27 protein-coding genes and 1 tRNA gene are annotated in these 26,107 nt (G+C 65.8%); 14 read left to right on the top strand and 14 right to left on the bottom strand.

The features are described from left to right. Nucleotides 1-18 precede the first annotated feature (18 nt). Genes KW835_RS09510 through KW835_RS09495 form a run of 4 tightly spaced genes read right to left on the bottom strand, consistent with a single transcriptional unit; the run spans nt 19 to nt 1,556 of the window. Nucleotides 19-546: a chemotaxis protein CheW gene (locus tag KW835_RS09510; protein ID WP_218382105.1), complete on the bottom strand. Its 528-nt coding sequence runs from the start codon at nt 544-546 to the stop codon at nt 19-21. 15 nt (nt 547-561) lie between these two features. Further along, complete coding sequence (locus tag KW835_RS09505) at nt 562-927, bottom strand: PleD family two-component system response regulator (RefSeq protein ID WP_010459520.1); 366 nt, start codon at nt 925-927, stop codon at nt 562-564. After that, nucleotides 927-1,325: a PleD family two-component system response regulator gene (locus KW835_RS09500; RefSeq protein WP_034692846.1), complete on the bottom strand. Its 399-nt coding sequence runs from the start codon at nt 1,323-1,325 to the stop codon at nt 927-929. Before KW835_RS09500 ends, KW835_RS09505 begins: the two co-directional genes overlap by 1 nt. Before the next feature lie 57 nt (nt 1,326-1,382). Beyond that, entirely contained in the window at nt 1,383-1,556 is a 174-nt protein-coding gene (locus KW835_RS09495; protein ID WP_082836248.1) for a rubredoxin, read from the bottom strand. A gap of 94 nt (nt 1,557-1,650) precedes the next feature. Here KW835_RS09495 and KW835_RS09490 point away from each other — a divergent pair, with 94 nt between their 5' ends. Then, complete coding sequence (locus KW835_RS09490; RefSeq protein ID WP_218382104.1) at nt 1,651-2,604, top strand: bifunctional hydroxymethylpyrimidine kinase/phosphomethylpyrimidine kinase; 954 nt, start codon at nt 1,651-1,653, stop codon at nt 2,602-2,604. Then, the gene (gene hemL, locus KW835_RS09485; protein ID WP_218382103.1) at nt 2,588-3,892 is read left to right on the top strand and encodes a glutamate-1-semialdehyde 2,1-aminomutase; all 1,305 of its coding nucleotides are present in this window, start codon (nt 2,588-2,590) and stop codon (nt 3,890-3,892) included. Before KW835_RS09490 ends, hemL begins: the two co-directional genes overlap by 17 nt. Before the next feature lie 73 nt (nt 3,893-3,965). Here the strand turns inward: hemL and KW835_RS09480 are convergent, their stop codons facing one another. Then, complete coding sequence (locus KW835_RS09480; RefSeq protein WP_218382102.1) at nt 3,966-4,757, bottom strand: IclR family transcriptional regulator C-terminal domain-containing protein; 792 nt, start codon at nt 4,755-4,757, stop codon at nt 3,966-3,968. A 116-nt stretch (nt 4,758-4,873) separates the two neighbouring features. Between KW835_RS09480 and pobA the strand changes: the two genes are divergently transcribed. Beyond that, on the top strand, nt 4,874-6,058 hold the full coding sequence (gene pobA / locus KW835_RS09475) for a 4-hydroxybenzoate 3-monooxygenase (RefSeq protein WP_218382101.1): 1,185 nt from the start codon (nt 4,874-4,876) through the stop codon (nt 6,056-6,058). Between the two features lie 44 nt (nt 6,059-6,102). On the opposite strand, the gene KW835_RS09470 is transcribed toward pobA, so the two are convergent. The 5 genes from KW835_RS09470 to KW835_RS09450 all read right to left on the bottom strand — a co-directional run bounded on the left by KW835_RS09470 (nt 6,103) and on the right by KW835_RS09450 (nt 10,083). Then, a complete protein-coding gene (locus KW835_RS09470; RefSeq protein WP_218382100.1) occupies nt 6,103-6,255 on the bottom strand; it encodes a hypothetical protein in 153 nt (50 codons plus the stop codon). Between the two features lie 80 nt (nt 6,256-6,335). Further along, entirely contained in the window at nt 6,336-7,949 is a 1,614-nt protein-coding gene (gene purH / locus KW835_RS09465; protein WP_218382099.1) for a bifunctional phosphoribosylaminoimidazolecarboxamide formyltransferase/IMP cyclohydrolase, read from the bottom strand. A gap of 100 nt (nt 7,950-8,049) precedes the next feature. Next, on the bottom strand, nt 8,050-8,283 hold the full coding sequence (locus KW835_RS09460; RefSeq protein ID WP_218296033.1) for a Fis family transcriptional regulator: 234 nt from the start codon (nt 8,281-8,283) through the stop codon (nt 8,050-8,052). Further along, on the bottom strand, nt 8,280-9,326 hold the full coding sequence (gene dusB / locus KW835_RS09455) for a tRNA dihydrouridine synthase DusB (RefSeq protein ID WP_218382098.1): 1,047 nt from the start codon (nt 9,324-9,326) through the stop codon (nt 8,280-8,282). Before dusB ends, KW835_RS09460 begins: the two co-directional genes overlap by 4 nt. 151 nt (nt 9,327-9,477) lie before the next feature. Further along, entirely contained in the window at nt 9,478-10,083 is a 606-nt protein-coding gene (locus KW835_RS09450; RefSeq protein ID WP_255593417.1) for a M15 family metallopeptidase, read from the bottom strand. Between the two features lie 203 nt (nt 10,084-10,286). On the opposite strand from KW835_RS09450, the gene KW835_RS09445 reads away from it, so the two are divergent. Then, nucleotides 10,287-10,757 carry a YqaA family protein gene (locus KW835_RS09445; protein WP_218382097.1) on the top strand — a complete coding sequence of 157 codons (471 nt, stop codon included), beginning with the start codon at nt 10,287-10,289 and terminating at the stop codon, nt 10,755-10,757. 8 nt (nt 10,758-10,765) lie between these two features. Here KW835_RS09445 and KW835_RS09440 read toward each other — a convergent pair whose 3' ends face one another. From KW835_RS09440 to KW835_RS09425, 4 genes are all read right to left on the bottom strand, one after another. Further along, the gene (locus tag KW835_RS09440) at nt 10,766-12,004 is read right to left on the bottom strand and encodes a diguanylate cyclase (RefSeq protein ID WP_218382096.1); all 1,239 of its coding nucleotides are present in this window, start codon (nt 12,002-12,004) and stop codon (nt 10,766-10,768) included. Nucleotides 12,005-12,212: 208 nt separating this feature from the next. Further along, the gene (gene rarD, locus KW835_RS09435) at nt 12,213-13,097 is read right to left on the bottom strand and encodes an EamA family transporter RarD (protein ID WP_218382095.1); all 885 of its coding nucleotides are present in this window, start codon (nt 13,095-13,097) and stop codon (nt 12,213-12,215) included. A 309-nt stretch (nt 13,098-13,406) separates the two neighbouring features. Continuing rightward, a complete protein-coding gene (ychF, locus tag KW835_RS09430; RefSeq protein ID WP_218382094.1) occupies nt 13,407-14,501 on the bottom strand; it encodes a redox-regulated ATPase YchF in 1,095 nt (364 codons plus the stop codon). Between the two features lie 93 nt (nt 14,502-14,594). Then, complete coding sequence (locus KW835_RS09425) at nt 14,595-15,467, bottom strand: MOSC N-terminal beta barrel domain-containing protein (RefSeq protein WP_218382093.1); 873 nt, start codon at nt 15,465-15,467, stop codon at nt 14,595-14,597. Nucleotides 15,468-15,570: 103 nt separating this feature from the next. Between KW835_RS09425 and KW835_RS09420 the strand changes: the two genes are divergently transcribed. From KW835_RS09420 to KW835_RS09375, 10 genes are all read left to right on the top strand, one after another. Continuing rightward, the gene (locus KW835_RS09420) at nt 15,571-16,704 is read left to right on the top strand and encodes an FAD-dependent monooxygenase (RefSeq protein WP_218382092.1); all 1,134 of its coding nucleotides are present in this window, start codon (nt 15,571-15,573) and stop codon (nt 16,702-16,704) included. Nucleotides 16,705-16,765: 61 nt separating this feature from the next. Beyond that, entirely contained in the window at nt 16,766-17,497 is a 732-nt protein-coding gene (locus KW835_RS09415; protein ID WP_218382091.1) for a DsbC family protein, read from the top strand. Between the two features lie 97 nt (nt 17,498-17,594). Beyond that, nucleotides 17,595-19,394: a M61 family metallopeptidase gene (locus KW835_RS09410; protein ID WP_218382090.1), complete on the top strand. Its 1,800-nt coding sequence runs from the start codon at nt 17,595-17,597 to the stop codon at nt 19,392-19,394. A gap of 136 nt (nt 19,395-19,530) precedes the next feature. Further along, the gene (locus KW835_RS09405) at nt 19,531-20,310 is read left to right on the top strand and encodes an enoyl-CoA hydratase (RefSeq protein WP_218382089.1); all 780 of its coding nucleotides are present in this window, start codon (nt 19,531-19,533) and stop codon (nt 20,308-20,310) included. A gap of 26 nt (nt 20,311-20,336) precedes the next feature. Beyond that, a tRNA-Met gene (locus KW835_RS09400) sits at nt 20,337-20,413 on the top strand. Between the two features lie 170 nt (nt 20,414-20,583). Continuing rightward, entirely contained in the window at nt 20,584-21,054 is a 471-nt protein-coding gene (locus KW835_RS09395) for a hypothetical protein (RefSeq protein WP_218382088.1), read from the top strand. A gap of 103 nt (nt 21,055-21,157) precedes the next feature. Beyond that, nucleotides 21,158-22,504 (top strand): tRNA (N6-isopentenyl adenosine(37)-C2)-methylthiotransferase MiaB, encoded by a 1,347-nt coding sequence (gene miaB, locus KW835_RS09390; RefSeq protein ID WP_218382087.1) that lies wholly within the window; start codon nt 21,158-21,160, stop codon nt 22,502-22,504. A gap of 22 nt (nt 22,505-22,526) precedes the next feature. Next, entirely contained in the window at nt 22,527-23,993 is a 1,467-nt protein-coding gene (locus KW835_RS09385) for a sensor histidine kinase KdpD (protein WP_218382086.1), read from the top strand. A gap of 208 nt (nt 23,994-24,201) precedes the next feature. Beyond that, complete coding sequence (locus KW835_RS09380) at nt 24,202-24,669, top strand: hypothetical protein (RefSeq protein WP_370633605.1); 468 nt, start codon at nt 24,202-24,204, stop codon at nt 24,667-24,669. 13 nt (nt 24,670-24,682) lie between these two features. After that, complete coding sequence (locus KW835_RS09375; RefSeq protein WP_218382085.1) at nt 24,683-26,101, top strand: sigma 54-interacting transcriptional regulator; 1,419 nt, start codon at nt 24,683-24,685, stop codon at nt 26,099-26,101. Nucleotides 26,102-26,107: the final 6 nt, after the last annotated feature.

Raw genomic sequence — 26,107 nt, 5'->3', positions numbered from 1 at the left:
GCAGCCTTACAGAAAAACTCAAGCACTGATGCTCAGGAAAGCGGGATGTTGGGACAGGAGCTGCAGGTTCAGCTCCTGCCAGCGCGTGCCGCTGGAATCGATATAGGTGGTGCCGAAGAATGCGGGCGCATCCACAGGCGGAGGCTCGGAGGACACGAATGCATCGGTGCCGCGCAACCCGGCAAGCCGGTCCACCAGCAAGGCCGCATTCACGTCGAGCGCGGCATTGAACGCCAGCAGGCTGGACTCCGACAGCGCCTGCTCGGTGCGCGGCGCTGCATTGCCGAGCAAACCTGCCAGATCCACGACGCCCACAAGGCCGCCACGCAAGTTGGCAACCCCGAGGAACCAGCTCTGGGTGTAGGGCACGGCCTGCACGGAGACCCAGGAGAAGATTTCTCCCGATTGCCCGAGCGGCAGCAAATAAAAACTCCCGGCGGACTCTACAGCCAGCCAGGACGATACTGAGGTTCCCTCGACCCGTGCCGCCTGCAATCGGCTGGCAAGACGGGTCTGGAGCTCTCGCAGGGCTTCGCGGTTGGCCATGAGCGCGCCGCTGCCTTAGTTGAGAGCGTCGATTTTGGCCTGCAGTTCGGCGGGATCCACTGGCTTGGTGATGTAGCCACGCGCACCCTGGCGCATCCCCCAGACGCGGTCGGTTTCCTGGTTCTTGCTGGTGCACATGATGATCGGCACGTCGGCGTACAGCGGATCGCGCGTAATGGCACGCGTGAGCTGAAAGCCATTTTGGCCCGGCATGACCACGTCCATCAGGATGAGATCGGGCTTTTCTTCAGCCAGACGGCGGAAGGCTTCATCGGCATTTTCTGCGGTACGCACCTGCATGCCTTTTTTCTGAAGCAGGTCCGTCAAAAACATCAACTCGGTCTTCGAGTCGTCGACGACCAGTACTTTCTGGATGGGCATTACATCGCTCCTTGTTGGGCATTGCCAAATTGCTGCACGGCTTGCAGCAACTGGTCTTTGGTAAACGGTTTGGTGAGATATTCCTGGCAGCCGACCATGCGCCCACGCGCCTTGTCGAACACACCGTCCTTGGAGGACAGCATCACCACCGGAGTATCTGCAAATCGGGCATTGCGCTTGATGATCGCGCAGGTCTGGTACCCGTCGAGCTTGGGCATGAGAATGTCGCAGAAAATCAGCTGCGGCTGGTAATCGTTGACCTTCGCCAAAGCATCAAAGCCGTCGTCTGCCAACAAGACTTCGTGCCCCCCCTGCTTGAGAAAAATCTCGGCGCTTCGACGGATGGTGTTGCTGTCATCCACCACGAGCACTTTGAAAGATGCGCCTGTTGTAGTCAATTGTTACTGCTCCCGATGGAAAAATAAACAACGCTGTAGTCCATGATCTAGAGCGTCTCAAATCTGAACCATCTCGAAATCTTCCTTGCGGGCGCCACACTCGGGGCAAGTCCAGTTCATGGGGACCTGATCCCATGGAGTATTGGGTGCAATGCCGTGCTCGGGAGAACCCTCTGCCTCGTCATATATCCAGCCGCAAATCAAGCACATCCAGGTTTTAGAGTCGGTCACAGCTTAAAGGGCCTTCACATAGAATGCAACGATTGTATCTAGTCATCTCAGCGGGCTGCAGCTTCTGTGCCACCCCTCCAGCAGGATCTGGTCCATGAACCATAAAGCATCCCAACCATCCCCGGAAATCGTAGATACCGAAGATGACGGCTCCGAAGATGCAAGCCCTGCCTGCATCCTGGTCTTCAATGCCAGCGACCCCAGCGGCTCCGGAGGCCTGACGGCCGACATCACCACCATTGCGTCCGTCGGCGGGCACCCTATCGCGGTGGTGTGCGGGGCGTATGCCCGGGACACGGCGCAGATCTTCGATCATTTCAGCTTCGATGACGAGGCCGTGGCCGAGCAGGCCCGCACGGTGCTGGAAGACATGCCGGTGCAGGCCATCAAGGTCGGGTTCGTGGGCAACCCCGAGAACATCAGCACCATCGCCGAGATCACCACCGACTACGACGAAGTGCCCGTCATTGCCTACATGCCCAACCTGTCCTGGTGGACGGATGAGCAGATCGACGAGTACCTGGACGCCTTCCGGGAATTATTGTTACCGCAGACCTCAGTGTTGGTAGGAAACCACAGCACACTGTGGCGCTGGCTGCTGCCGGACTGGAGCGGCGAGCGCAACCCCACCGCCCGCGATATCGCCCGCGCCGCATCCGAGATGGGCGTGCCCTACACCCTGGTCACCGGCATTCCGCTGCCGGAGCAGTTTGTCGAGAACGTTCTGGCATCCCCCCAGACCATTCTGGGCAGCGGCAAGTTCGAGCTGTTCGACGCCACCTTCGCCGGCGCGGGCGACACGCTCTCGGCCGCGCTCACCGCGCTGGTCGGCGCCGGCAACGACCTGGGCGAGGCGACCAGCGAGGCGCTGAGCTACCTGGACCGCTGCCTGGATGCCGGCTTTCGCCCCGGCATGGGCCACATCGTGCCCGACCGCATGTTCTGGGCCCAGCCCGACGACGAGGACGCTGCGGATGACGACACCCCGATCGACGAAACACAGGCCATCGAAGGCTTTGTGATGCCCCCCCATGACACCAAGCACTGATCTGAACATTCCCCTTTTCGAACGCGCCAAGGCGCTCATCCCCGGCGGTGTGAACTCACCCGTGCGGGCCTTCAAGGCCGTGGGCGGCACGCCGCGTTTCATCAAACGCGCTCAGGGAGCGTACTTCTGGGACGCCAACGACCAGCGCTTCATCGACTACATCGGCTCCTGGGGCCCGATGATCCTGGGCCACGGCCACCCGGCAGTGCTCGAAGCGGTGCAGAAGGCGGCACTCGAAGGCTTCAGCTTCGGGGCTCCCACCGAGCGCGAGGTCGAGCTGGCGGAGGAAATCCTGGGCCTTGTGCCCTCCATGGAGATGATCCGCCTGGTCAGCTCGGGCACCGAAGCGGGCATGAGCGCCATCCGCCTGGCGCGCGGCGCCACAGGGCGCAGCAAGTTCATCAAGTTCGAGGGCTGCTACCACGGCCATGCAGACTCGCTGCTGGTCAAGGCCGGTTCGGGCCTGGCCACCTTCGGCAACGCCACCAGCGCCGGCGTGCCGCCCGAAGTGGTGCAGCACACCATCGTGCTTGAGTACAACAACGTCGCCCAGCTCGAAGAAGCCTTTGCCCTGCACGGCAAGGAACTGGCCTGCGTGATGATCGAGCCCATCGCGGGCAACATGAACCTGGTGCGCGCGAGCGTCCCGTTCATGAAGCGCTGCCGCGAGCTGTGCGCCGAGTACGGCGCGCTGCTGGTGCTCGACGAGGTGATGACGGGCTTTCGAGTGGCGCTGGGCAGTGCGCAGAGCGTGTACGCAAAAGCCATCCCCGGCTTCAAGCCCGACATCACGGTGCTGGGCAAGGTGATCGGCGGCGGCATGCCGCTGGCGGCCTTCGGCGGGCCGCGCGCCATCATGGAGCACCTGGCCCCGCTGGGTGCCGTGTACCAGGCGGGCACGCTGTCGGGCAACCCGGTGGCCACCGCCTGCGGGCTGGCCACGCTGCGCGAGATCAAGAAGCCCGGCTTCTTCGATGCGCTCTCGGCCCGCACCCGCTCGCTGGTCGATGGGTTGTCTGCCGCCGCCGCCGCAGAGGGCGTGCCCTTCAGCGCGGACTGCGAAGGCGGCATGTTCGGCTTCTTCCTGCTGCCCGAGCTGCCGCAGAACTACGCCCAGGTGCTCAAGACCGACAACGCGCGCTTCAATACGCTGTTCCACGGCCTGCTGGACCGCGGCGTCTACATCGCACCGGCGCTGTACGAGGCAGGCTTCGTGAGCTCGGCCCACACGGCCGACGACATCGACGCCACCGTGGCCGCCGCGCGCGAAGTGTTCAAGGCACTATAAAAATCATAGCTATTGGCGCTTATCCATAGCGCGTCAGCGGCATTTTTTGATCCAAATCCTGGCTGCAGGGCCGTCACAGCAGCCCGCGCAACTCGCGCGCGGCTTCCTGCAGCAGGGGCAGCATGTCGCGCTGCAGGCTGCCCTCGTCCACCTGCTTGGGTGATGCCACCACGTTCAGTGCCGCCAACGTGCGGCCCTGCAGGTTGCGCAGCGGCACGGCCAGCGCGTGCACGCCCAGTTCATGCTCCTCCACTGCCAAGCAGCAGTCGTCCCGCCGCGCCCTGGCAATCACCTGCCGCAGCGGCCGGACCTGCGTGATGGTGTATGGCGTGAGGCGCTGCAGGGTGCAGCCCTTGAGCCAGGCCGTCAGCTCCGCCGCAGGCAGCGCCGCCAGCAGCACCCGCCCGGTCGACGTGGGGTGCGCCGGCAGCCGCGCGCCCAGGTGCAGGCCGTAGGCCAGGACACGCGACGGCGCGCCATACACGCCGCTGCGCGCCACGATCACGACTTCGTTGCCATCCAGCACCACGGCCGAGAACGATTGCTGCGTCTGTGCCGCCAGCCGGTTGAGCGTGGGCTGCAGCACGCGCGGCAGCCGGGCCGACGCGAGGTAGCTGCCCGAAAAGCGCAGCACCTTGGGCGACAGCCAGAAGTAGCTGCCGTCCGTCTCCAGATAGCCCAGGTGCGCCAGGGTCAACAGATGCCGTCGGGCGGCTGCGCGGGTGAGGCCGGTGCGCTGCGCGGCCAGCGTGGCGTTCAGCCGCTGGCGCTCGGTGTCGAAGGTCTCCAGCACGGCCATGCCCTTGGCCATGCCTTCGATGAAGTCTGCCTTGGCAATGGGGGGTGAGGCCTGGACGATGGTCATTGCGCGATGATCGCACAAGGCGGCCACCAATCGCACGCAACCGGCACGACGCGCTGTGCGATTGACGCAGATCAACCTACGCTTGGCTGCATCTTTTGTCACGAGGTTGCCCCACCATGCGTACCCAGGTTGCCATCATCGGCGCAGGCCCTGCCGGCTTGCTGCTCGGCCAGTTGCTCTACCAATCCGGCATCGACGCCGTCATCATCGAGCAGCGCAGCCCCGACTACGTGCTGGGCCGCATCCGCGCCGGCGTGCTGGAGCAGGTGAGCATGGACCTGCTCGACCAAGCGGGCGTTGGCGCCCGCGCGCATGCCGAAGGCCTGCCGCACGACGGCATCGAGCTGTTGTTCAAGGGTGCGCGCCACCGCATCGATTTGCACGCCCTGAGCGGCGGCAGCCGCGTCACCGTGTACGGCCAGACCGAAGTGACCCGCGACCTGATGGACGCCCGCTCCGCCGAGGGCCTGACCACGGTGTACGACGCCCAGAACGTGAGCGTGCACGACTTCGACGGACAGCAGCCGCGCGTGACGTATGAGAAGGACGGCCGGACGCACGAGGTGCTCTGCGACTTCATCGCAGGCTGCGACGGCTACCACGGCGTGTGCCGCGCCAGCGTCCCGGCCGACGCCCTCAAGACCTACGAACGCGTCTACCCCTTTGGCTGGCTGGGCGTGCTGGCCGACGTGAAGCCCGTGTCGCACGAACTGATCTATGCCAACACGGAGCGCGGTTTTGCGCTGTGCAGCATGCGCAGCAACACGCGCAGCCGCTACTACCTGCAGGTGCCCTCGTCCGACAAGGTGGAGCAGTGGAGCATCGAGCAGTTCTGGGCCGAACTCGGCAACCGCCTGGACCCCGAGGCGCGCGAGAACCTGGTCACCGGCCCTGCGCTGGAGATGAGCATCGCCCCGTTGCGCAGCTTCGTGGCCGAGCCCATGCGCTTTGGCCGCCTGTTCCTGGCGGGCGACGCCGCGCACATCGTGCCGCCCACGGGCGCCAAGGGCCTGAACCTGGCTGCCAGCGACGTGGGCTACCTGTGGAATGCCTTCGCGGACTACTACCGCGACAAGTCCAGCGCCGGCATCGACACCTACTCGGACCGCTGCCTGCGCCGCGTCTGGCGCGCCGAGCGCTTCTCGTGGTGGTTCACTTCGCTGATGCACCGCTTTCCGGACACGGGCGAGTTCGGCCAGAAGATGCAGGAAGCAGAGCTCGATTACCTGGTGAATTCGCGCGCCGCGTCCATGTCGCTGGCGGAAAACTATGTGGGGTTGCCGCTGGATTTTGCGCAATGAGCACTGCCGATGGGATTCAGGCCGTAGACACTGATCCGGTCGGTCTAAGCCGTGGGCCCGAGGCGGCCCGTGAGCATCATCCACGCCAGATTCGCCATGCCCAGCGCAATGGCCGCGGCCAGCAGGCCAATCGCCCACGCCACCCAGCGCGGACGTGGAGTGTCCTGCTCTTCGTCGTCAGTAGGAGGTAAGGCCATCACGTGCGCTCACCGCTGCGGCGCCAGGCATCGGCGCCCGACAGCCCGGCACCTCACTCACTTGCACAATGCCAGCCGCATCAATGGCGGAAGTGCCGCACGCCGCTGAACACCATCGCCACGCCGCGCTCGTTCGCAGCGTCGATGACCTCGTTGTCGCGCATCGAGCCGCCGGGCTGGATGATGCAGGTCGCGCCGGCATCCACCACCACATCCAGGCCGTCGCGGAAGGGGAAGAACGCGTCGCTGGCCACCACCGTGCCCTGCAGGCTCAGGTTGGCGTGGCCGGCCTTGATGCTGGCGATGCGGGCGGAGTCCAGGCGGCTCATCTGGCCGGCGCCCACGCCCATGGTCATGCCGCCCTTGCAGAAGACGATGGCGTTGCTCTTGACGTACTTGGCCACCTTCCAGGCGAACAGCAGGTCTTCCAGCTGCTCCAGCGTGGGCTGCTTCTGGGTCACGACCTTCAGGTCGATCAGCGACAGCTCATGGTTGTCGGCGGTCTGCAGCAGCAGGCCCGAGCCGATGCGCTTGGCGTCCATGGCGTTGCGGCCGCGCTGCCAGTCCGTGAGCTTGTCGGTCTTGCTGGCGTGCGGTGGCAACGCGATCTTGAGCAGGCGCACGTTGGCCTTGGCCTTGAAGACTTCCAGCGCCTCGGCGGTGAAGTCCGGGGCCATCAGCACTTCGACGAACTGCTTGCTGATCTGCGCGGCGGCCGTGCCGTCGAGCGTGCGGTTCAGGGCGATGATGCCGCCAAACGCGCTGGTGGGGTCGGTCTGGAACGCCTTGCTGTACGCATCGAGCGCGTCCAGCCCCACGGCCACGCCGCAGGGGTTGGCGTGCTTGACGATCACGCAGGCGGGCGCCTCGAAGCTCTTGACGCATTCCCACGCCGCGTCAGCGTCGGCGATGTTGTTGTACGACAGCTCCTTGCCCTGCACCTGCTCGGCCGTCACCAGCGAGCCGGGGGCGGGGTACAGGTCGCGGTACAGCGCGGCCTGCTGGTGCGAGTTTTCTCCGTAGCGCAGATCCTGAACCTTGGTGAAGATGCCGTTGCTCTGGCCGGCGAACTGGGCGCGCGCGGGCACGTAGGTTTCAGACAGCTTTTCTTCCTCGAACGTGACGGACGAGAGGTAGTCGCTGATGGCGCCGTCGTACTGGGCGATGCGGTTGAAGGCTGCCACCGACAGGGAAAAGCGCAGCTTGTCGGAGAGCTTGCCCTTTTCCTTGAGCTCGGCCAGCACGGCGGGGTACTGCGAAGCGTCGGTCAGCACGCCCACGTCCTTCCAGTTCTTGGCCGCGCTGCGGACCATGGCGGGGCCGCCGATGTCGATGTTCTCGATGGCGTCGGCCAGCGTGCAGCCGGCCTTGGCCACGGTGGACTCGAACGGGTACAGGTTGACCACCAGCAGGTCGATGGTGTCGATGCCGTGTTCCTTCAAGGCAGCCATGTGCTGTGGGACATCACGGCGGGCCAGCAGGCCGCCGTGTACCTTGGGGTGCAGCGTCTTCACGCGGCCGTCCAGCATCTCGGGGAACCGGGTGACCTCGGCCACCTCGGTCACGGGCAGGCCCTGGTCGGCCAGCAGCTTGGCGGTGCCGCCGGTGGACAAGAGCTTGATGCCCAGCGCGTGCAGGGCCTGGGCGAATTCGACGATGCCGGTCTTGTCGGAGACGGAGATGAGTGCGTTCATGGCAGTGGTGGAGGGCAGGGTTTGAATAAAAACAGCGTCTGGCACTTGATGGTCAAGCGCCAGCAGCTACATATTTAATAGCAGCAGCGTGCACGGTGCTCTACAGCAGCTTGTGCAGGGCCAGCTTCTTGCGCAGGGTGTTGCGGTTCAGCCCCAGCCATTCGGCGGCACGGGACTGGTTGTTGTCGGCATGCGTCATCACCACCTCCAGCAGCGGCTTCTCGACCACGCGCACCAGCATGTCGTACATGCCGTCGGGCGTCTCGCCGCCCAGGTCGCGAAAGTAGCCTTGCAGGCTTTCGCGCACGCATTCTTCTATGTGTTTCTTGCTCATGCAGCCATTCCCTCTTGTTCTTCTGTGTCGGCGTTCACGCCGGTGGCGGCGGGCAGCCGGTCCATCTGCTGCCCCAGGGCATCCAGGTGGTCGGCCACGGCCTGCCACTGCGTGGCGCTGTCTTCGATCGTATTGATGTGTTGCCTGAAGGCCTCGCCGCCCGGCAGCGCGCGCAGGTACCAGGCAATGTGCTTGCGCGCACTGCGCACCCCGGTCAGTTCGCCGTACAGGCTGTAGTGGTCGTGCAGGTGGTCCAGCAGCAGGCGCCGCACCTCCGCCACCAGCGGTGGCGCCAGGTGCTCGCCCGTGGCCAGGAAGTGGCCGATCTCGCGGAAGATCCATGGCCGGCCCTGGGCGGCGCGGCCGATCATGATCGCGTCGGCCCCGGTGGCGGCCAGCACGTCGCGCGCCTTTTCGGGCGAGGTGATGTCGCCGTTGGCCACCACGGGCACCTTCACGGCGGCCTTCACCGCCGCGATGGTGTCGTACTCCGCATGGCCCTTGTAGCCCTGCTCGCGCGTGCGGCCGTGCACGGTCAGCATCTGGATGCCCACGCCCTCGAAAGCGCGGGCGAGCTGCACCGCGTTCTTGTGCTCCTGGCACCAGCCGGTGCGCATCTTCAGCGTGACGGGCACGTTGAAGGGCGCGCAGGCCTGCACCACCGCTTCAGCGATCTCCACCGCCAGGGCCTCGTTCTGCATCAGGGCGGAGCCCGCCCATTTGTTGCAGACCTTTTTCGCGGGGCAGCCCATGTTGATGTCGATGATCTGCGCGCCACGCTCCACGTTGTAGACCGCGGCCTCGGCCATCATCTGCGCCTCGGTGCCGGCGATCTGCACGGCAATCGGCCCGGGCTCCCCCTCATGGTTGGCCCGGCGCGAGGTCTTGAGGCTGTTCCACAGGTCCTTGCGCGAGGTCACCATCTCGCTGACCGCATAACCCGCGCCCAGCGCCTTGCACAACTGGCGGAACGGCCGGTCCGTGACGCCCGCCATCGGGGCGACGAACAACCGGTTCGCCAAAGGAATGTGGCCGATGTGCATGGGAGGGGTGCGGGAGGGCGACAGCGAATGCTGAAAAAGGAGGCGGGATTGTACCTGCTCAAAATTTCAGCAAATGAAATGTTCCGCCCCGTGACAACGGAACCGCCGGCGGCCAAGCTGCCGCCACGCTACCCGCCCCGGCGCCCAGCGCTCACCGCGCCGCGAGATCGGTGTCGGATGCGGACGCAGGCGATGCCCCGCGCTGCGCGAAATGCCACCATGCGGTGGGCAGGTTGTCGAATTGGTGGCGGGCCATCAGGCCGCGCAGCCAGTCGCGGTTGTGCTGCACGTCGGGTGAAAACCCCTGGGCGCCCAACTGCGCGCCCGCCAGCTCCACGCCGGGCGGCGTGCCCATGTCCACATCGTGGCCGTCGGCCAACGGCCCGCGCACCACCTGGCTTGCCTTCATGCCGTCCACCACCCGGACCTGCACAACCCACCCGCTGCGGCTCTGGACCACCTGGCAGGACGCACGAAACGCAAGCCCCTGGGCCTTGAGCTCCTGCGCAATACCCTGCAGCGCGCTGCGCGAGGCCGGCGTCTCCGCGCACCCCCGGGCGGGTGCTTCAGCGGCTGCCGTCTTGGAGACCAATGGCTCCGCAGTGGTCTGCACCGCCGCCTGCGGGCTGTGGACACACGCCGCCAGAAGCACCGCAGTGGCCACCGATGACCAGCGCGTGCCCGCCATCACCGTCGCACAGCGGCCTCCGCCGCAGACTACGGGCGATCGGAAGAAAGACAGGGGGGTTTGGGGCATGGCAGGTCTCCTGACGTCGGTGCCCTCATGAACGAGGTCAAGCAGGTTCAAACAGGGAGGTTTGAGGGCACCGTGTTGCTTCACGATACAAATCGCACCCCTTGCCCGGCATGCGAGGATGCCGCAGCCCTGCGTAGGACAGCGCCCCCACGAGCGCGAAAGCCCGTTTTGCCACCCTACACTTCGGCGCTATGGAAATATGGATGCAACAGTTGCTCGAATGGCTTGCGCTGCCGCAGTTCGGCCTGAGCACCGTGTTCATCGTCTCGCTCATATCGGCCACCCTGCTCCCGTTGGGCTCGGAACCCGCGGTGTTCGGCCTGATCAAGCTCAACCCCGAGCTGTTCTGGCCGGCGATCCTCGTTGCCACGGCCGGCAACACCTTGGGCGGCGGCGTGAGCTGGTGGATGGGCCTGGGCGCCCACAAGGCCGTGGACAAGGCGCGCGGCAGCACGACCAACGTGCGTGCACTGGCGTGGCTGGAACGTTTTGGCGCCCGTGCCTGCTTGATGAGCTGGCTGCCGGTCGTTGGCGACCCGCTGTGCGCGGTGGCGGGATGGCTCAAGCTGCCGTTCTGGCCCTGCCTGGCCTACATGGCCATTGGAAAATTCATGCGCTACCTGGTCATGACCAGCGTGCTGCTGCACTTCATGCCGGGCCAGCTCGGCCACTGACCGGCACGCTACAGGGACGAATGGGCGCTGGACTCCGGCAGGAGGGAGTCACCCTTGGCAACGGGCTCCTCCACCACCACCTGGTTGCGCCCCCCCTCCTTGGCCATGTACATGGCGGTGTCGGCGCGCGAGAAGAATTCGAGCACCGACTCGCCCAGTACATACCGGGTGACGCCGATCGACACCGTCACCCGACCCTTGAGCAGGCCGCTCCAGGCGTGCGACTCGACCTGCGCGCGGATGCGCTCGCAGGTGTTGAGCGCCGGCAGCAGCGAGGTCGCGGGGAAGATCAGCAAGAACTCCTCGCCGCCATAGCGCCCGAACACATCGCCGCCGCGCACGCCCTGCTGCGCGATGCGCGCGAACGTGCGCAGCACCTCATCGCCACCCAGGTGGCCCAGCTCATCGTTGATGCGTTTGAAGTGGTCGATGTCCAGCACCGCCAGGCACAGCGGGATGCCGCTTTCGTCGGCGAGCTGCTTTTGCTCCTCGAGCGCGGCCAGCACGTAGCGCCGGTTGAAGCAGCCGACCAGTGGGTCGCGCTGCGCGTCCTCCTGGATGTTCTTGATTTTCCGGCCGGCATGGTAGAGGCTGCGGTACAGGCGCTGTACCCTGCCCATCAGAAGGATGAAGGCCGGCAGCGCCACCAGCAAGGCCAGCCCGTGCAGCGCCTCCAGCCGCAGCAGCGCTGCATTGCGCTGCTGCATGTAGTGCAGCGCGACGACCCCGGCATACAGTGCCAGCAGGCAGGCGGCCAGGCCCAGCAGCGTGCGGCGGGGAATGGTGAAGGTGCCATAGGCCACCGCGACGAAGGCAAACGGGGCCAACAGGATCTGCGTGACGGGTGCCAGATAGAACAGCACGAGCATGCAGCCCAGGCCAGTGGCCACGATGGCCAGTTTCAGGTGCCTGTGGCGCAGCTTCTGATGCCAACCGATGGCAAAAACTCCCCAAAAGGCCAGGCAGCTCAGCCCGGCGAGCCCTGCCAGCACGGCGAGCACCTGGGCATCCACCGCGCCCAGCGCGTAGAAGCCCCCCAATGCCAAAGCGTATGCACCGATCAACCCCAGCACTTGCAGCCACTGCTGGGCGGCGCTGGCACCGCGCCCGCCCTGCGGACCCAGGCCATCCATGGCACGCCGTCCCGGACGCACCGCCGCCGAAGACGAATCATGAAACTCCATGACGGCGTCGGACAGTGGAAAGGCATCCGTGGGAGAGAACGGATTCTTGCGTCCAAAAAACATGCGGGGGCGGGCGTTGGGCCTCGGTTTGTTCGGTGGGCGGAATCCAATGGGAGATGCGGAATGCGCGGGCCTTCAGTTGGACCGCATGTGGCGGGCCCCGCGCATCTTACGCAGAACTGACAGTGCGCCAACCCGTGTTTTCCAGTAGCGCACCAGGCTTGCACAGTGAGAAAACAGAGGATGCAGCCGTACGCTGCATCTCGCGGAATCATAGGCTTGCAGCTTCCGCCCTGTGCGCTGACCACCAACCTTCAGCAGAATAGACGCAAAGCGCCGCCCAGATCAGCACAAAACCCACCAGACGTGCCGGGTCGAAGACTTCGTGAAACACCCACACGCCCAGCGCGAACTGCAGGCTGGGCGATATGTACTGCAAGATGCCCAAGGTGGACATGGGAATCAGCCGCGCGCCGGCCGCGAAGAGCAGCAGCGGCACGGCAGTGAGGGGCCCTGCCACCAGAAGCCAGCCCAACGTGGCGCCGTCTCCCTGCACCATCGCCCCCTGGCCCTGCCAGGCCCACCAGCCCAGCACGACGGCGGCGAGGGGGGCGAGCATCATCGTCTCCAGCGCCAACCCCTCCAAGGCGCCCAGCGAAGCCACCTTGCGCAGCAGTCCGTAGAAACCAAAGCTCGATGCAAGCACCAGCGCGATCCAGGGCAGCCGTCCGGCCTGCACGGTGAGCCAGAGCACGCCCGCTGCAGCCACTGCCACCGCCAACCACTGCCCGGCGCGGGGCCGCTCGTGCAGAAAGACGAAACCCAGCGCCACATTCACCAACGGCAGAATGAAGTAGCCCAGGCTGGCATCCACCACGTGCTGGTTTTGCACCGCCCACACATAGGTGAGCCAGTTGCCCGAGAGCAGCACTGCTGACAGCGCAAATGCCGCCAGCACGCGCGGCTGGTGCAGCACGGTGCCCATCCAGACCCATTGGCGGCGCACCAGCAGCACCACCAGCACGAACACCAGCGACCACAGGGTGCGGTGCATCACGACCTCCAGCGAGGGCACATCGGCCACCTGCTTGAAGTACAGCGGGAACAGGCCCCAGGCGACATAGGCCAGCGCGGCGTAGAGGATTCCGGGGTTCATGGCAACAAACCCGGCTTAGCTATCAGAAACATAGCTATTGCCGCTTCACCTGCCTGCATTAGCGGCATTTTTTATTGAAATCATTGACCCATGGCGCTGCGCACAAAACTGGCGCGCGCCAACCTCAGCGGACGCCGTGGAACTGGCTCCGCCAGGCCACCGGCGTCGTCCCCCTGCCCGCATTGCGCAGCAATGCGAGAGCGGGGGCTGAGGGCCGCGGCTCCAAGCCTGCCTGTGCAGGCTTGGACGGCCTGAAGAGCTGCCGCCTCTGGCGGCCAGCACCGAGCCGCGCAGCGGCTCAGGGGGGTGTCACACATTGAACAGGAAGTTGAGCACGTCGCCGTCCTTGACCACGTACTCCTTGCCTTCCGCGCGCATCTTGCCGGCGTCCTTCGCGCCCTGCTCACCCTTGTAGTGGATGTAGTCGTCGAAAGCGATGGTCTGCGCACGGATGAAGCCGCGCTCGAAGTCGCCGTGGATCACGCCCGCCGCCTGGGGCGCGGTGTCACCGACGTGGATGGTCCAGGCGCGCACTTCCTTCACGCCCGCCGTGAAATACGTCTGCAGGCCCAGCAGGCTGAAGCCTGCGCGGATCAGGCGGTTCAGGCCGGGTTCTTCGAGACCCATCTCCTGCAGGAACATGTCGCGGTCCTCGTCGCTCATCTCGGCCATCTCGGCTTCGATCTTGGCGCAGATCGCCACCACCGGCGCACCCTGGGCGGCAGCGTATTCCTTGAGGCGGTCAAGCAGCGGGTTGTTCTCGAACCCGTCTTCGCTCACGTTGCCCACGAACATCGCGGGCTTGGCGGTGATCAGGCAGAACTGCTTGAGCAGTGGCGCATCTTCCTTGCTGACCGCGATGCTGCGGGCGGGCTTGCCCTGGTCGAGCGCAGCCTGGATGGGCGTGAGCAGCGAGACAATCTTGGCAGCTTCCTTGTCGTTGCCCGACTTGGCAGCCTTGCTGTAGCGATTCAGGGCCTTCTCGACGGTGGCGAGGTCTGCCAGGCACAGTTCGGTCTGGATGACCTCGATGTCGGCGATCGGGTCCACGCGGCCGGCCACGTGGATCACGTTCGGGTCTTCAAAGCAGCGCACCACGTTCACGATGGCGTCGGTTTCGCGGATATGGGCCAGGAACTGGTTGCCCAGGCCTTCGCCCTTGGAGGCACCGGCCACCAGGCCGGCAATGTCCACGAACTCGACGATGGCGGGGACCACGCGCTCGGGCGAGACGACCTCAGCGAGCTTTTGCAGGCGCGGATCGGGCACTTCCACGACGCCGGTGTTGGGCTCGATCGTGCAAAACGGGTAGTTCTCGGCGGCGATGCCAGCCTTGGTCAGCGCGTTGAAGAGGGTGGACTTGCCGACGTTGGGCAGGCCCACGATGCCGCATTGGAGGCTCATGGCAGGGCTTTCTGGAATTCGGAGACAAACCGCCGATTTTACGGCCCGCCGCGAAGGCCGCCGCCCGGAGGCGGATACGCCCCTACCAAGGTCTCACTCGAAGCGCAAATCGGCCGCCACCCGCTGCCCCACGCGCAACACCTGGCCCGCGCCCTGGCGCACGATGGCGTTCATGCCGAAGGTGATGGCTCCGTCCAGGCGCCTGTCCTGGCGGTAGGAACGCAGCGTGTCGCCCACCTCCGGGCTGCTTTGCGCCGTGGCCGGGTCGATATCAGGGATGGGACAGCGCGCGCAAGGCTTGACGGCCTGCAGGTGGATCTCGCCCTCGGCACCGCCGTCCACGCGCACCAGGTCCACCCGGTCCTCGTCGTGCGAATCCACGCCGCCCAGCACCACATTGGGCCGAAACCGCTCGATGCCGACGGCGCCGTGGCCGGCAGCGGCCAGGCGCTCGTTCAATTCCTGCAGGGAGGCTTCGCTCACCACCAGCACCGGAAAACCGTCGGAGAACTGGTTGGGCGCCTCCACCCCGCCGGTCCAGTCCATGCTGGACAGGCGCCGGTGCTCGGGGTCGAAGCGCACCAGGCGGCACGGCTGGCCCAGGAAATCGGTGAACCACTGGGCAGCCACCGCGCCCATGTCCCAGGCGGGCACCGTGTCGCGCCAGACCGTCACCGTTGCCGGAGCCTCCACCGCGTCGATGGCCACGTGCAGGGCCAGCATGCCGGGCGCACGCAGCACCATTTCCTCGGTCTTGAGCTGCGGCTGGATGAGGGCCATGCGCGGGAGTGCCCGTTGTGAGAGGAACATGCCCTGCGCATCCACCACCATCCAGGCGCGGTCGAGGTCCAGGCCCGTCTCCGTGAGCAGCGCCTCCTGCACCGCGATGCCCGCGCACGACTTGACGGGGTAGACAAACAGGCGGGCAATGGTGCCGGACAGATCGGAATCGGGGTTGAAACTCACGCCTGTGCGCTCCTCAAAAATGGGCCATCGATACGGAGAGCAACTCTCCGCCCGCAATTTTGCACTGCGCCCAGGAGCGCGGGCCGGCTCCTACAATGCCTTCATGGCCCAAACCTTTGATATTTGTATTCGCGGCACCGGCGTGGTGGGCACCACGCTGGCGTTGCTGCTGGCGCGGGACCGGCTGAAAGTGGCCCTGCTGCCGGCCCCCGGCCCCAGGAACCCCGCCGCGACCGATGTGCGGGCCTATGCACTGAACCTCGCCTCCCGCCAGTTGCTGGAATCCCTGCGCAGTTGGCCGGACGCAGAACACGCCACGGCCGTGCGCCAGATGCAGGTGCAAGGGGACCTGGACGGCACGGTGCGGTTCGACGCCGCCGCGCAGGGCGTGGACGCCCTGGCATGGATCGTCGATGTCCCCGCGCTGCAATCGCGCCTGGCCGAGGCCGTGCGCTACCAGCCGCATGTGGAAGTGGTGGACGCCCCGGTCGCCGCCGCGCTCACGGTGGTGTGCGAAGGCCGCGCGAGCAGCACCCGGCAGGAGTTCGGTGTGAACTTCCAGGTGACACCCTATGCCCAGCATGCCATCGCTACCCGCCTGCGCTGTGAACGCCCGCACGGCCAGGTGGCGCGCCAGTGGTTTCTGCCCGACGGCATCCTGGCTTTTTTGCCGCTGGAGGGCCCTGACGGGAACTCCGTGGCCGTTGTGTGGTCCGTCCTTCAGGATCAGGTTGCGCCGCTGATGGCACTGCCGCCCGGCGAGTTCGCCCAAAGGCTGCAGGCTGCGAGCCAGGAGGCCCTGGGAAAGCTGGAGCTGGCCGCCGAGCGTTCTGCCTGGCCGTTGCAGCTGGCCAGGGCAGACCGCTGGTGCGGGCCCATGCCTGCCGCCGCAGGTCGGCCAGCCCGCAGCTGGGTGCTGGCCGGCGATGCGGCCCACAATGTCCACCCACTTGCAGGCCAGGGGCTGAACCTTGGCCTGGCGGATGCCCAGGCGCTGGCTGGTGTCCTGCATGGGCGCGACTACTGGCGCAGCGTGGCCGACTTGCGGCTGCTGCGGCGCTACGAGCGCGAGCGCAAGGCGGCCCTGCTCCCCATGGGCCTTGCGACGGACGGGCTGCAGCAGCTGTTTGCGCGGCAGGACGGCCCGGTGCAGGCGCTGCGCAACTGGGGCATGAAGGGCTTCGAGAGAAGCGGCCCTCTGAAGGATTTTGTGGCCCGCCAGGCCATGGGAATTTGATTGACGACGACCACGGCTATCGCCTTGCGGGCAAGCGCACACCATTGAACACGAGAACACCATGAAACTGATTCCCATCCTGATCGCGGCCGTCGGCCTTTTCGCCAATGCCGCCGCCTCCGCTCAGGAAGCCGACATCCGCAAGGCGCTGGCCGAGCGCATCCCGCAGATGGACAAGATCGACGAAGTGCGCCCCACGCCCATGAAGGGGCTGTATGAAGTGCGCATCGGCACCGACCTGTTCTACACCGATGCCAAGGGTGGCTACGTGATCCAGGGCGAGCTGATCGATACCAAGGCCCGCCGCAACCTCACGGAAGACCGCATCGCCAAGCTCACCGCCGTCGATTTCTCAGCCCTCCCGCTCAAGGATGCCTTCACCATCGTGCGCGGAGACGGCAAGCGCAAGGTGGCGGTGTTCGAGGACCCCAACTGCGGCTACTGCAAGCGCTTCGAGCGCGATCTGCAGAACGTGGACAACGTGACGGTGTACCTGTTCCTGTACCCCATCCTGAGCCCCGACTCGGCAGAAAAATCGCGCAACATCTGGTGCGCCAAGGACAAGGTAACCGCCTGGCAGGACCAGATGGTGCGTGACAAGCCCGCACCCGCCGCCAGTTGCGACACCAGCGCACTGCAGCGCAACCTGGCTTTTGGCCGCAAGCACAAGATCACCGGCACGCCCACGCTGATCTTCGCCAATGGCACGCGCGTACCCGGCGCCATCGGCGCGCAGGAAGTGGAAAAGCGCCTGGCCGAGGCCGGCAGCGAAACAAGCACCGGCGGCAACTGAGAGCCGCCGCAGCAAATCGCCTGCCGACACGTTCTAGAGAAGCCTGCCAGCAGGGCCCGGCACTGCTGGGCATCACGCCAGAACCCCGCCAACGCCTATGCCCTCTTCGCGCCACCCCGAACCCGCAGACATCCACTACCGCGTGGAGCCTGCCGACCTGCATGCCCATCTCTTTCAGGTCACGCTGACGGTGGCCCATCCCCAGGCACTGCAGGAACTGGCCCTGCCTGTGTGGATCCCGGGAAGCTACCTGGTGCGTGAGTTTGCCAAGAATCTGCAGGAACTCAAGGCGCGCCAGGGCAAGCACGACGTGCCGCTCACGCAGTTGGACAAGCACCGCTGGCGTGCCGACTGCAGCGCCGACAAGCCCCTGGTGCTGACCTACGCCGTCTGCGCCTATGACACCTCCGTTCGCACGGCCTGGCTGGATGCCTCGCGGGGCTTCTTCAACGGCACCAGCCTGTGCCTGCAGGTGCGCGGCCAAGACAAGCAGCGCCACACGCTGGAGATCGCACGCACAGCGGACACGGCCGAATGGTCGGTCGCCACCGGTCTTACGTCGCTCAAGGTCGACAAGAAGGGCTTCGGCCTGTACCTGGCCGAGGACTACGATGAGTTGGTGGACAGCCCTTTCGAGCTGGGCAGCTTCTGGGTGGGCCGCTTCACTGCCGGAGGTATTCCCCACCGATTCGTGGTGGCCGGCGCCGCGCCGTCTTTCGACGACAAGCGCCTGTTGGCAGACACGCAGAAGATTTGCGAAACCGCCATTCGCTTCTGGCACGGAGACGAACCCGCTCCGTTCAAGAGCTACCTCTTCATGCTCAACGCGGTGGGCGATGGCTACGGCGGCCTGGAGCACCGCAACTCCACCGCCCTCATCTGCGGCCGCCGCGACCTGCCCCGCGTGGGCGAGAACCGCGCGAGCGACGGCTACACCACGCTGCTCGGGCTGATCAGCCATGAGTACTTCCACACCTGGAACGTCAAGCGCCTGCGCCCCGCCGAGTTCGCGCAGCACGACTATGCACGGGAGAACTACACCGACCTGCTGTGGTTCTTCGAAGGCTTCACCAGCTACTACGACGACCTGCTGCTGCGCCGTGCGGGCTTGATCGACGACGCCACCTACCTCAAGCTCATCACCAAGACCATCAACCAGGTGCACCAGACCCCAGGGCGCATGGTGCAGACCGTGGCCCAGGCCAGCTTCGACGCCTGGGTCAAATACTACCGCCAGGACGAGAACACACCCAACGCCACCGTGAGCTACTACACCAAGGGCTCGCTGGTGGCGCTGTGCCTGGACCTTGCGCTGCGCCGCGATGGCAAAAGCAGTTTGGACGAGGTGATGCGCGCCCTGTGGAAGCGCTGCCAGGGTGGCCCCATGACCGAGGACGACCTGCGCACCGTGCTGCGAGAGCTGGGCAAGCGCTCCTTCGACGCGGACATAGCGCAATGGGTGCACAGCACGGTGGAGCTTCCCCTGGCCGAACTGCTGGCCGCCCACGGTGTCCACCTGCAGGCCGAAACGCCGCAGCTGGCGCAACGGCTCGGCCTGCGCGTGGCCGAGAACCACAGCGTGCAGATCAAGACCGTGATGCGGGCTGGCCCCGCAGAGCACGCCGGCATGTGCGCGGGCGACGAATGGCTCGGAGTGGAAGTGCAAGGCCAGGGCTGGCGCATCAGCAAGCTCGACGATGTGGCGTTCTACGCAGGCGGGGACACCTCCATCACGGCCGTGGTCGCGCGTGACGGCCGGCTGCTGCGCCTGGCTCTCGAGCTGCCGCCGCGCAGCCAGGCTGCCGGCCACCGCAGGTCCGCCCGCGTCACTGCAGCGCCGGACACCGTGAGCCTCTCGGCCACGGACGCGGCGGCGCTGGGCCGCTGGCTGGGTTGACGCCCCGGCTGTAGCAGGACAACGGTACGGCAGCGGTACGGTCTTTTACCTACCACGCCGCAGCGCGGGCTTGCTTGGGTATATTCGTTGGCGCCTTATTGCACCCATACCCATAAACCAGGAGATAGGAGATTCCATGGCCTACGAAACCATCGAGGTTCGCGTCGAAGCGGACAAGGTGGGCGTGATCACGCTCAACCGCCCCAAGCAGCTCAATGCACTGAACGACCAACTCATGAACGAACTCGGCGCGGCCCTGAAGGAGTTCGATGCCAACGAGGCGATCGGCTCCATCATCGTCACCGGCAGTGAAAAGGCATTTGCTGCCGGTGCCGACATCGGCGCCATGGCCAAGTACAGCTTTGCGGACACCTACAAGGGCGACTACATCACCCGCAACTGGGAAGCCATCCGCTCCATCCGCAAGCCCGTGATCGCTGCGGTGAGCGGCTTTGCGCTGGGTGGCGGATGCGAGCTGGCGATGATGTGCGACTTCATCATCGCCGCCGACAACGCCCGGTTCGGCCAGCCCGAGATCAAGCTCGGTGTCATCCCTGGCGCAGGAGGCACGCAGCGCCTGCCGCGCGCGGTGGGCAAGTCCAAAGCCATGGACATGGCCCTCACCGGCCGCATGATGGACGCCGCCGAAGCCGAGCGCGCGGGCCTGGTGAGCCGCGTGGTGCCCTACGACAAGCTCATGGACGAAGCGCTGGGCGCGGCCATCATCATTGCCGGCTTTTCGCAGATCGCCGTCATGGCCGGCAAGGAATCGGTGAACCGGGCGTTCGAAGGCAGCCTGTCGGACGGCGTGATGTTCGAGCGCCGCCTGTTCCACGCGCTGTTCGCCACCCAGGACCAGAAGGAAGGCATGGACGCGTTCATGAACAAGCGCGCGGCCAACTTCACACACCAATAAATTTTGTTCTATAATCTTGGTCTTGCGGTCGTATAGCTCAGTTGGTTAGAGCGCAGCATTCATAATGCTGATGTCGGTGGTTCAAGTCCACCTACGACCACCAGATTCGGCAGACCTGCCTCGAAAGCCCGCAACGCGCCAGTGATTGCGGGCTTTTTTTGTATCTGCGGAGCACCCACCGTGGCGGTGGGCGCTGCTCCACCATGGTTTGCGAGGCACTGGCCTTTAAAATCGGTCTTTCCCCCCCTGTTTACCAGCCTCTGGATACACACCATGAACCGCTGCACTCCCGAATTGCCATTGCCCACCTCCCGTACGGACAGCGCCCGATCCCTGAAGGCTCCACGCGCGGTGGCTGCGGCGGCCCTGGTCGGGCTGCTCTCGCTTGCCGGCATGAGCGTGCCGGCTCATGCCCAGGTACAGCCAGGCATGGGCGTTGTGCGCACGTTCCCCGATGCGTCCCTGCGCGGCAACCTGACCATCCAGGGCGCGTCCGATGCCGTTCTCAACGGAAGAACCATCCGCATGGCGCCCGGCATGCGCCTGTTCAGCCCCCAGAACACGCTCGTCATGCCGCACGCAGTACAAGGCCAGAGCTTCAAGGTCAACTACCTGATCGAAAGCAGTACAGGCATGCTGCTGTCCGCCTGGATACTGACCGAAGGCGAGGCCGCCCAGCCACGCCAGGGCTCGGACACGGTCCAGTTCAACTTCCGCACCGATTCAGACCCGGCTAAGAAGTAACCCCGGCGCGGAACACCTGCCCCTGCAGGGCGCCCACCGCCCGACCTCTGCGGCCGCTCCACGCACGCCGCCGCATCCCGGTTCGGACCAGAGATTGATTGCCATGGCCAAAAAAGTCTTCATCAAAACCTTCGGCTGCCAGATGAACGAGTACGACTCGGACAAGATGGCCGACGTACTCCATGCCGCCCAGGGCTATGAACCCACGCAGAACGTGGACGAAGCCGACCTCATCCTGTTCAACACCTGCTCGGTGCGCGAGAAGGCGCAGGAGAAGGTATTCAGCGACCTGGGCCGCATCAAGCACCTGAAGGCGCGCGGGGTAAAGATCGGGGTGGGTGGCTGCGTGGCCAGCCAGGAAGGCGCCGAGATCATCAAGCGCGCGCCCTATGTGGACGTGGTGTTCGGCCCCCAGACCCTGCACCGCCTGCCCGAGTTGCTCAGCCAGCGCGAGCGGCTGGATCGCCCGCAGGTGGACATCAGCTTCCCCGAGATCGAGAAATTCGACCACCTGCCCCCGGCCCGCGTAGAGGGTGCCAGCGCGTTTGTCTCCATCATGGAAGGCTGCAGCAAGTACTGCAGCTATTGCGTGGTGCCCTACACGCGCGGTGAAGAGGTCAGCCGCCCGTTCGACGATGTGCTGGTGGAAGTCGCCGGCCTGGCCGACCAGGGCGTGAGAGAGATCACGCTGCTGGGCCAGAACGTGAACGCCTACCTGGGCAAGATGGGGGGCACCAGCGAGATCGCCGACTTCGCGCTGCTGCTGGAATACGTGGCCGATATCCCGGGCATCGAGCGCATCCGTTACACGACGAGCCACCCCAACGAGTTCACGCCCCGCCTGATCGACGCCTACGCCCGCATCCCCAAGCTGGCCAGCCACCTGCATCTGCCTGTGCAGCATGGCAGCGACCGCATCCTGATGGCCATGAAGCGCGGCTACACCGCCATGGAATACAAGAGCACGGTACGCAAGCTGCGCGCCATCCGCCCCGATCTGGCGATGAGCAGCGACTTCATCGTCGGCTTCCCCGGCGAGACCGAGGACGACTTCCACAAGATGATGAAGCTGATCGACGACATCCACTTCGACAACAGCTTCAGCTTCATCTTCAGCCCCCGCCCCGGCACGCCTGCGGCCGGCCTGCACGACGACACGCCGCACGACGTGAAGCTGCGCCGGCTTCAGCACCTGCAGGGCGTGATCAACGCCAACATCAAGTCCATCAGCGAAAGCCGTGTGGGCACGGTGCAGCGCATACTCGTGGAAGGCGCCTCCAAGCGCGATGCCACCGAACTCATGGGCCGCACCGAGTGCAACCGGGTGGTCAACTTCGTGGGCCAGCCACGCCTGGTCGGACAGATGGTGGATGTGACCATCACCGAAGCCAAGGCCTACACCCTGCGCGGCGAAGTCGTCACCCACGTGGCCGAGGCCGCGCTCGTCTGAGGCCAGGGGTAGCCACATCACGATGCCAGCCACTAGCGGTCCGTCCGGCACTGGCGCCCACCGGGCCGGAGGGCCGCTCAGCGGGTTCTCGTTTCAGCAGCTGCTGCTGCTGGCGTTCCTGCTCATCGCCGGACTGCTGGGCGTGAGCTCGCTGCGGGCCCTGCACACGCTGGAACAGCTTATGGTGCAAAGCAGGCACGGAACCACCCATGCCACCGCCATGGGTACCGCCGCGCAGGCGCTGAACCAGCGCAGCCAGGCGCTGGAGCGCGCGGCCCGGCAGTCTCTGGTGCTGCGTGATGCGCCACTGCGGCGCAGCTTCGATGAAATGTCGCTCGAGGCATCTGCCATCCTGGACCAGCTGCACAAGGACGGGCTGCCCGAAGAGCAGGCTATCGAATGGCGCAAGCACCTCGATGCCGTGAAGGAATTGCTCAATGCCCAGCCCGAGCGCGCGCTGGACAATGAACGCCTGGTGGCTGACGAGTTCGTGGCCATCGAGACACTGAATCTGAACATCGCACAGTCGATACAAGACCTCAACGCCGAGCGCAACCGCGCGCTGCAGGACCGCGTGGAAGCCAGCCGCCGCAATGTGACCCACCAAGTGGTCGGCGTCATCGTGCTGGCACTGGTGCTGGCCCTTGCCCTGGGCATCTGGCTGGCCCGCCCGTTCAAGCGCCTGGAAGGCGCCATCCGTTTGCTGGGCGAGAACCAGTTGGATGAACCCGTGGTGATCTCCGGCCCGGACGACGTGCGCCGCGTGGGCCAGCGGTTGGAATGGCTGCGACTGCGGCTGGTGGAGCTGGATGCCGACAAGGCGCGGTTCTTGCGCCATGTCTCGCACGAGCTCAAGACCCCATTGGCCGCGTTGCGTGAAGGCGTCGCGCTCTTGCAGGACGGGGTCACCGGCGAGCTCAATGGCGGGCAGCGCGAGGTCGCGCAGATCCTGCACCACAATACGCTGGTGCTGCAAGGCGAGATCGAGGCCCTGCTGCGCTTCAACGCCGCGGCTTTCGAAGCCCGGCAACTGAACCGGCGGGACACCGATCTGCTGGCGCTGCTGGAGGCCCAGGCCGAAGCACAGCGGCTCCAGTGGCAGGCTCGGGGCCTGAAGGTATCTGTGGAAGGCGCTCCGGTGTCGCTACCCATCGACGCCGACAAGATCGCATCGGCGGTGAGCAACCTGCTGTCCAATGCCATTCGCTTCTCACCCAAGGGCGGCACTCTGCGCATTCTGTTGTCGCGCCATGCAGGCACGGCACGGGTCGACGTGATCGACCAGGGGCCAGGTGTTGCACCGGCAGACCGCGACCACGTTTTCGAGCCCTTCTACCGTGGCCTCCGCCAGCCGGAGGATGCCGTGCGCGGCACTGGCATCGGCCTGTCCATAGTCCAGGAATACATTGCAGCCCACGGTGGCACTGTGCGCCTGGTGGACGAGGGCGCCCAATCATTCTTTCGCATTGAACTTCCGCATGCAGCCTAGTGACCTCGACCTTGCCAATTCCGGCAGGCGCACGCGACCGTGCGCGGCGACAGCCCTTCTTCCGCTGGCGGCGTCCTGGCTGCTGGTCGGCTGCGGTGCCACGGTCGCGCAGCAAGTGCAGCCCCCCTCTGCACCCGCCCCGATCATCGTCAAGGCTGCCCCAGCCCCTGAGAAACCGGAAGCCGCGCTCCCTGCAGAACTGGAACCAGTGCCCACTTCCGGTACGCTGCAGCAGGTGCTGGCGCAAACCGACCTCACGCTGCGCATGGCGCCTGCGGAGCTGGCCAAGGAAATCGCGCGCCTGAACGAGGCCGAGGACGCAGCCACAGAGAACTCCTTGCTGCTGGCAATGGCACTGGCACAAACCCGACAGCCAGTGGACACGGCGCGCGCGCTGGGCCTGGTGCAGCGGGTGCTGGGAAACCAGGCCGCTGCAGCGCAGGCTCTGCACCCGCTGGCGCGGCTGCTCGAAGCACGGCTGCTGCAGCAGCGCCGCCTGGAAGACCAGCTTGAGAGGCAAGCACAGCAGCTGCGTGATGCGCAGCGCCGCAACGAGCAGCTCAACGAACGGCTGGAGGCCGTGCGTGCTATCGAGCGCAGCCTGACCACGCGCCCCCCCGTGCCTGCCGCGCCAGCTTCCGCTCCCGCCAGCAGTCCGCAACGTTCCGCACCCTGATTCCACGAACACCATGGCAGCAGCTCCTCCTCCCGCTCCCCGCACCGGGGCCTCTGCCCGCATCCTTGTCGTGGACGACGATGCCGACATGCTCAGGCTGCTGTCGCTGCGCCTGAACGCCGCTGGGTATGAAGTGATCGCGGTGGGCTCCGCAGAGGCCGCGCTGGCACAGCTGGACGTGGCACGACCCCAACTGGTGCTCAGCGATGTGCGGTTGCCCGGGCGCGACGGGCTGGCTTTGTTCGACGAAGTGCGCGCCAGGCACCCTTCGCTGCCCGTGATCCTGCTGACCGCGCACGGCACCATTCCGGACGCGGTGGAAGCCACCTCGCGGGGGGTGTTCACCTACCTCACCAAGCCCTACGATGGCAAGGATCTGCTCGAGAAGATCGGGCAGGCCCTGGCGCTGAGCGCGCCTGCCATCACCCAGGCCCATGCCAATGAAGCATGGCGCGCCGAGATCGTGAGCCGATCCAACCGCATGACTGACCTGCTGGCAGAGGCGTACATGGTGGCGCAATCGGATGCCAGCGTCATGCTGCTGGGCGACAGCGGCGCGGGCAAGGAACTCCTGGCGCAGGCCATCCACCGTGCCAGCCCGCGCGCAGCCAAGCCTTTCGTCGCGGTGAACTGCGGCGCCATCCCCGAGGCACTGCTCGAATCCGAACTGTTCGGCCACGTCAAGGGCGCCTTCACGGACGCCACCAGCAACCATAAAGGGCTCTTCCAGGCCGCCGAGGGCGGGACGCTGCTGCTCGACGAGATCGGCGACATGCCGCCGGCCCTGCAGGTCAAGCTGTTGCGCGTGCTGCAGGAAAGGGCCGTGCGGCCCGTGGGCTCGAGCCAGTCCACGCCCATCGATGTGCGCATCATTTCGGCCACCCACCGCGACCTGGAAGCGGCCATGGCCACCGCCCAGTTCCGTGAAGACCTGTACTACCGCCTGAACGTGGTGACGCTCGTGCTGCCCACACTGGCCGAGCGCCGCGAGGACATTGCCCTGCTGGCCAACCACTTCCTGGACCGGCTCGCGCGCAAGTACGACAAGCGTCTATCGGGGTTCGCCCCCGAGGCGCTCAAGGCATTGACCACGGCGGCCTGGCCCGGCAATGTGCGCCAGCTGTTCAACGTGGTGGAGCAGGTGTGCGCCTTGTCCACCACCCCGCTCGTGCCGCTCACGCTGGTGCAGCGCGCGCTGCGCATCCCTTCCGCCCAGGTGCTGAGCTTCGCGGAAGCGCGCCAGCGCTTCGAGCGCGAGTACCTGGTGGGCCTGCTCAAGATGACCGATGGCAACGTGGCGGATGCCGCGCGCCTGGCACAGCGCAACCGCACGGAGTTCTACCGTCTGCTGCAAAAGCACGCCCTCACCGCCGGCAATTTCAAGAGCGACACAGCTGGTGGCGACGATGTCGCCGAAGAGCGACACGACTAAGTCATT

The sequence above is a fragment of the Acidovorax sp. sic0104 genome, from assembly GCF_019219095.1.
Lineage (GTDB): Bacteria > Pseudomonadota > Gammaproteobacteria > Burkholderiales > Burkholderiaceae_C > Acidovorax.
Note: the sequence above shows the minus strand (reverse complement) of the source record. Positions and strands in the feature narration are given on the sequence as shown.

Bases quoted from the DNA above. Each gene is read 5' to 3' on its own strand.
- KW835_RS09510 (WP_218382105.1), bottom strand. From the start codon at position 546: ATGGCCAACCGCGAAGCCCTGCGAGAGCTCCAGACCCGTCTTGCCAGC.
- KW835_RS09505 (WP_010459520.1), bottom strand. From the start codon at position 927: ATGCCCATCCAGAAAGTACTGGTCGTCGACGACTCGAAGACCGAGTTG.
- KW835_RS09490 (WP_218382104.1), top strand. From the start codon at position 1,651: ATGAACCATAAAGCATCCCAACCATCCCCGGAAATCGTAGATACCGAA.
- hemL (WP_218382103.1), top strand. From the start codon at position 2,588: ATGACACCAAGCACTGATCTGAACATTCCCCTTTTCGAACGCGCCAAG.
- KW835_RS09480 (WP_218382102.1), bottom strand. From the start codon at position 4,757: ATGACCATCGTCCAGGCCTCACCCCCCATTGCCAAGGCAGACTTCATC.
- pobA (WP_218382101.1), top strand. From the start codon at position 4,874: ATGCGTACCCAGGTTGCCATCATCGGCGCAGGCCCTGCCGGCTTGCTG.
- KW835_RS09470 (WP_218382100.1), bottom strand. From the start codon at position 6,255: ATGGCCTTACCTCCTACTGACGACGAAGAGCAGGACACTCCACGTCCG.
- purH (WP_218382099.1), bottom strand. From the start codon at position 7,949: ATGAACGCACTCATCTCCGTCTCCGACAAGACCGGCATCGTCGAATTC.
- KW835_RS09460 (WP_218296033.1), bottom strand. From the start codon at position 8,283: ATGAGCAAGAAACACATAGAAGAATGCGTGCGCGAAAGCCTGCAAGGC.
- dusB (WP_218382098.1), bottom strand. From the start codon at position 9,326: ATGCACATCGGCCACATTCCTTTGGCGAACCGGTTGTTCGTCGCCCCG.
- KW835_RS09450 (WP_255593417.1), bottom strand. From the start codon at position 10,083: ATGCCCCAAACCCCCCTGTCTTTCTTCCGATCGCCCGTAGTCTGCGGC.
- KW835_RS09445 (WP_218382097.1), top strand. From the start codon at position 10,287: ATGCAACAGTTGCTCGAATGGCTTGCGCTGCCGCAGTTCGGCCTGAGC.
- KW835_RS09440 (WP_218382096.1), bottom strand. From the start codon at position 12,004: ATGTTTTTTGGACGCAAGAATCCGTTCTCTCCCACGGATGCCTTTCCA.
- rarD (WP_218382095.1), bottom strand. From the start codon at position 13,097: ATGAACCCCGGAATCCTCTACGCCGCGCTGGCCTATGTCGCCTGGGGC.
- ychF (WP_218382094.1), bottom strand. From the start codon at position 14,501: ATGAGCCTCCAATGCGGCATCGTGGGCCTGCCCAACGTCGGCAAGTCC.
- KW835_RS09420 (WP_218382092.1), top strand. From the start codon at position 15,571: ATGGCCCAAACCTTTGATATTTGTATTCGCGGCACCGGCGTGGTGGGC.
- KW835_RS09415 (WP_218382091.1), top strand. From the start codon at position 16,766: ATGAAACTGATTCCCATCCTGATCGCGGCCGTCGGCCTTTTCGCCAAT.
- KW835_RS09410 (WP_218382090.1), top strand. From the start codon at position 17,595: ATGCCCTCTTCGCGCCACCCCGAACCCGCAGACATCCACTACCGCGTG.
- KW835_RS09405 (WP_218382089.1), top strand. From the start codon at position 19,531: ATGGCCTACGAAACCATCGAGGTTCGCGTCGAAGCGGACAAGGTGGGC.
- KW835_RS09395 (WP_218382088.1), top strand. From the start codon at position 20,584: ATGAACCGCTGCACTCCCGAATTGCCATTGCCCACCTCCCGTACGGAC.
- miaB (WP_218382087.1), top strand. From the start codon at position 21,158: ATGGCCAAAAAAGTCTTCATCAAAACCTTCGGCTGCCAGATGAACGAG.
- KW835_RS09385 (WP_218382086.1), top strand. From the start codon at position 22,527: ATGCCAGCCACTAGCGGTCCGTCCGGCACTGGCGCCCACCGGGCCGGA.
- KW835_RS09375 (WP_218382085.1), top strand. From the start codon at position 24,683: ATGGCAGCAGCTCCTCCTCCCGCTCCCCGCACCGGGGCCTCTGCCCGC.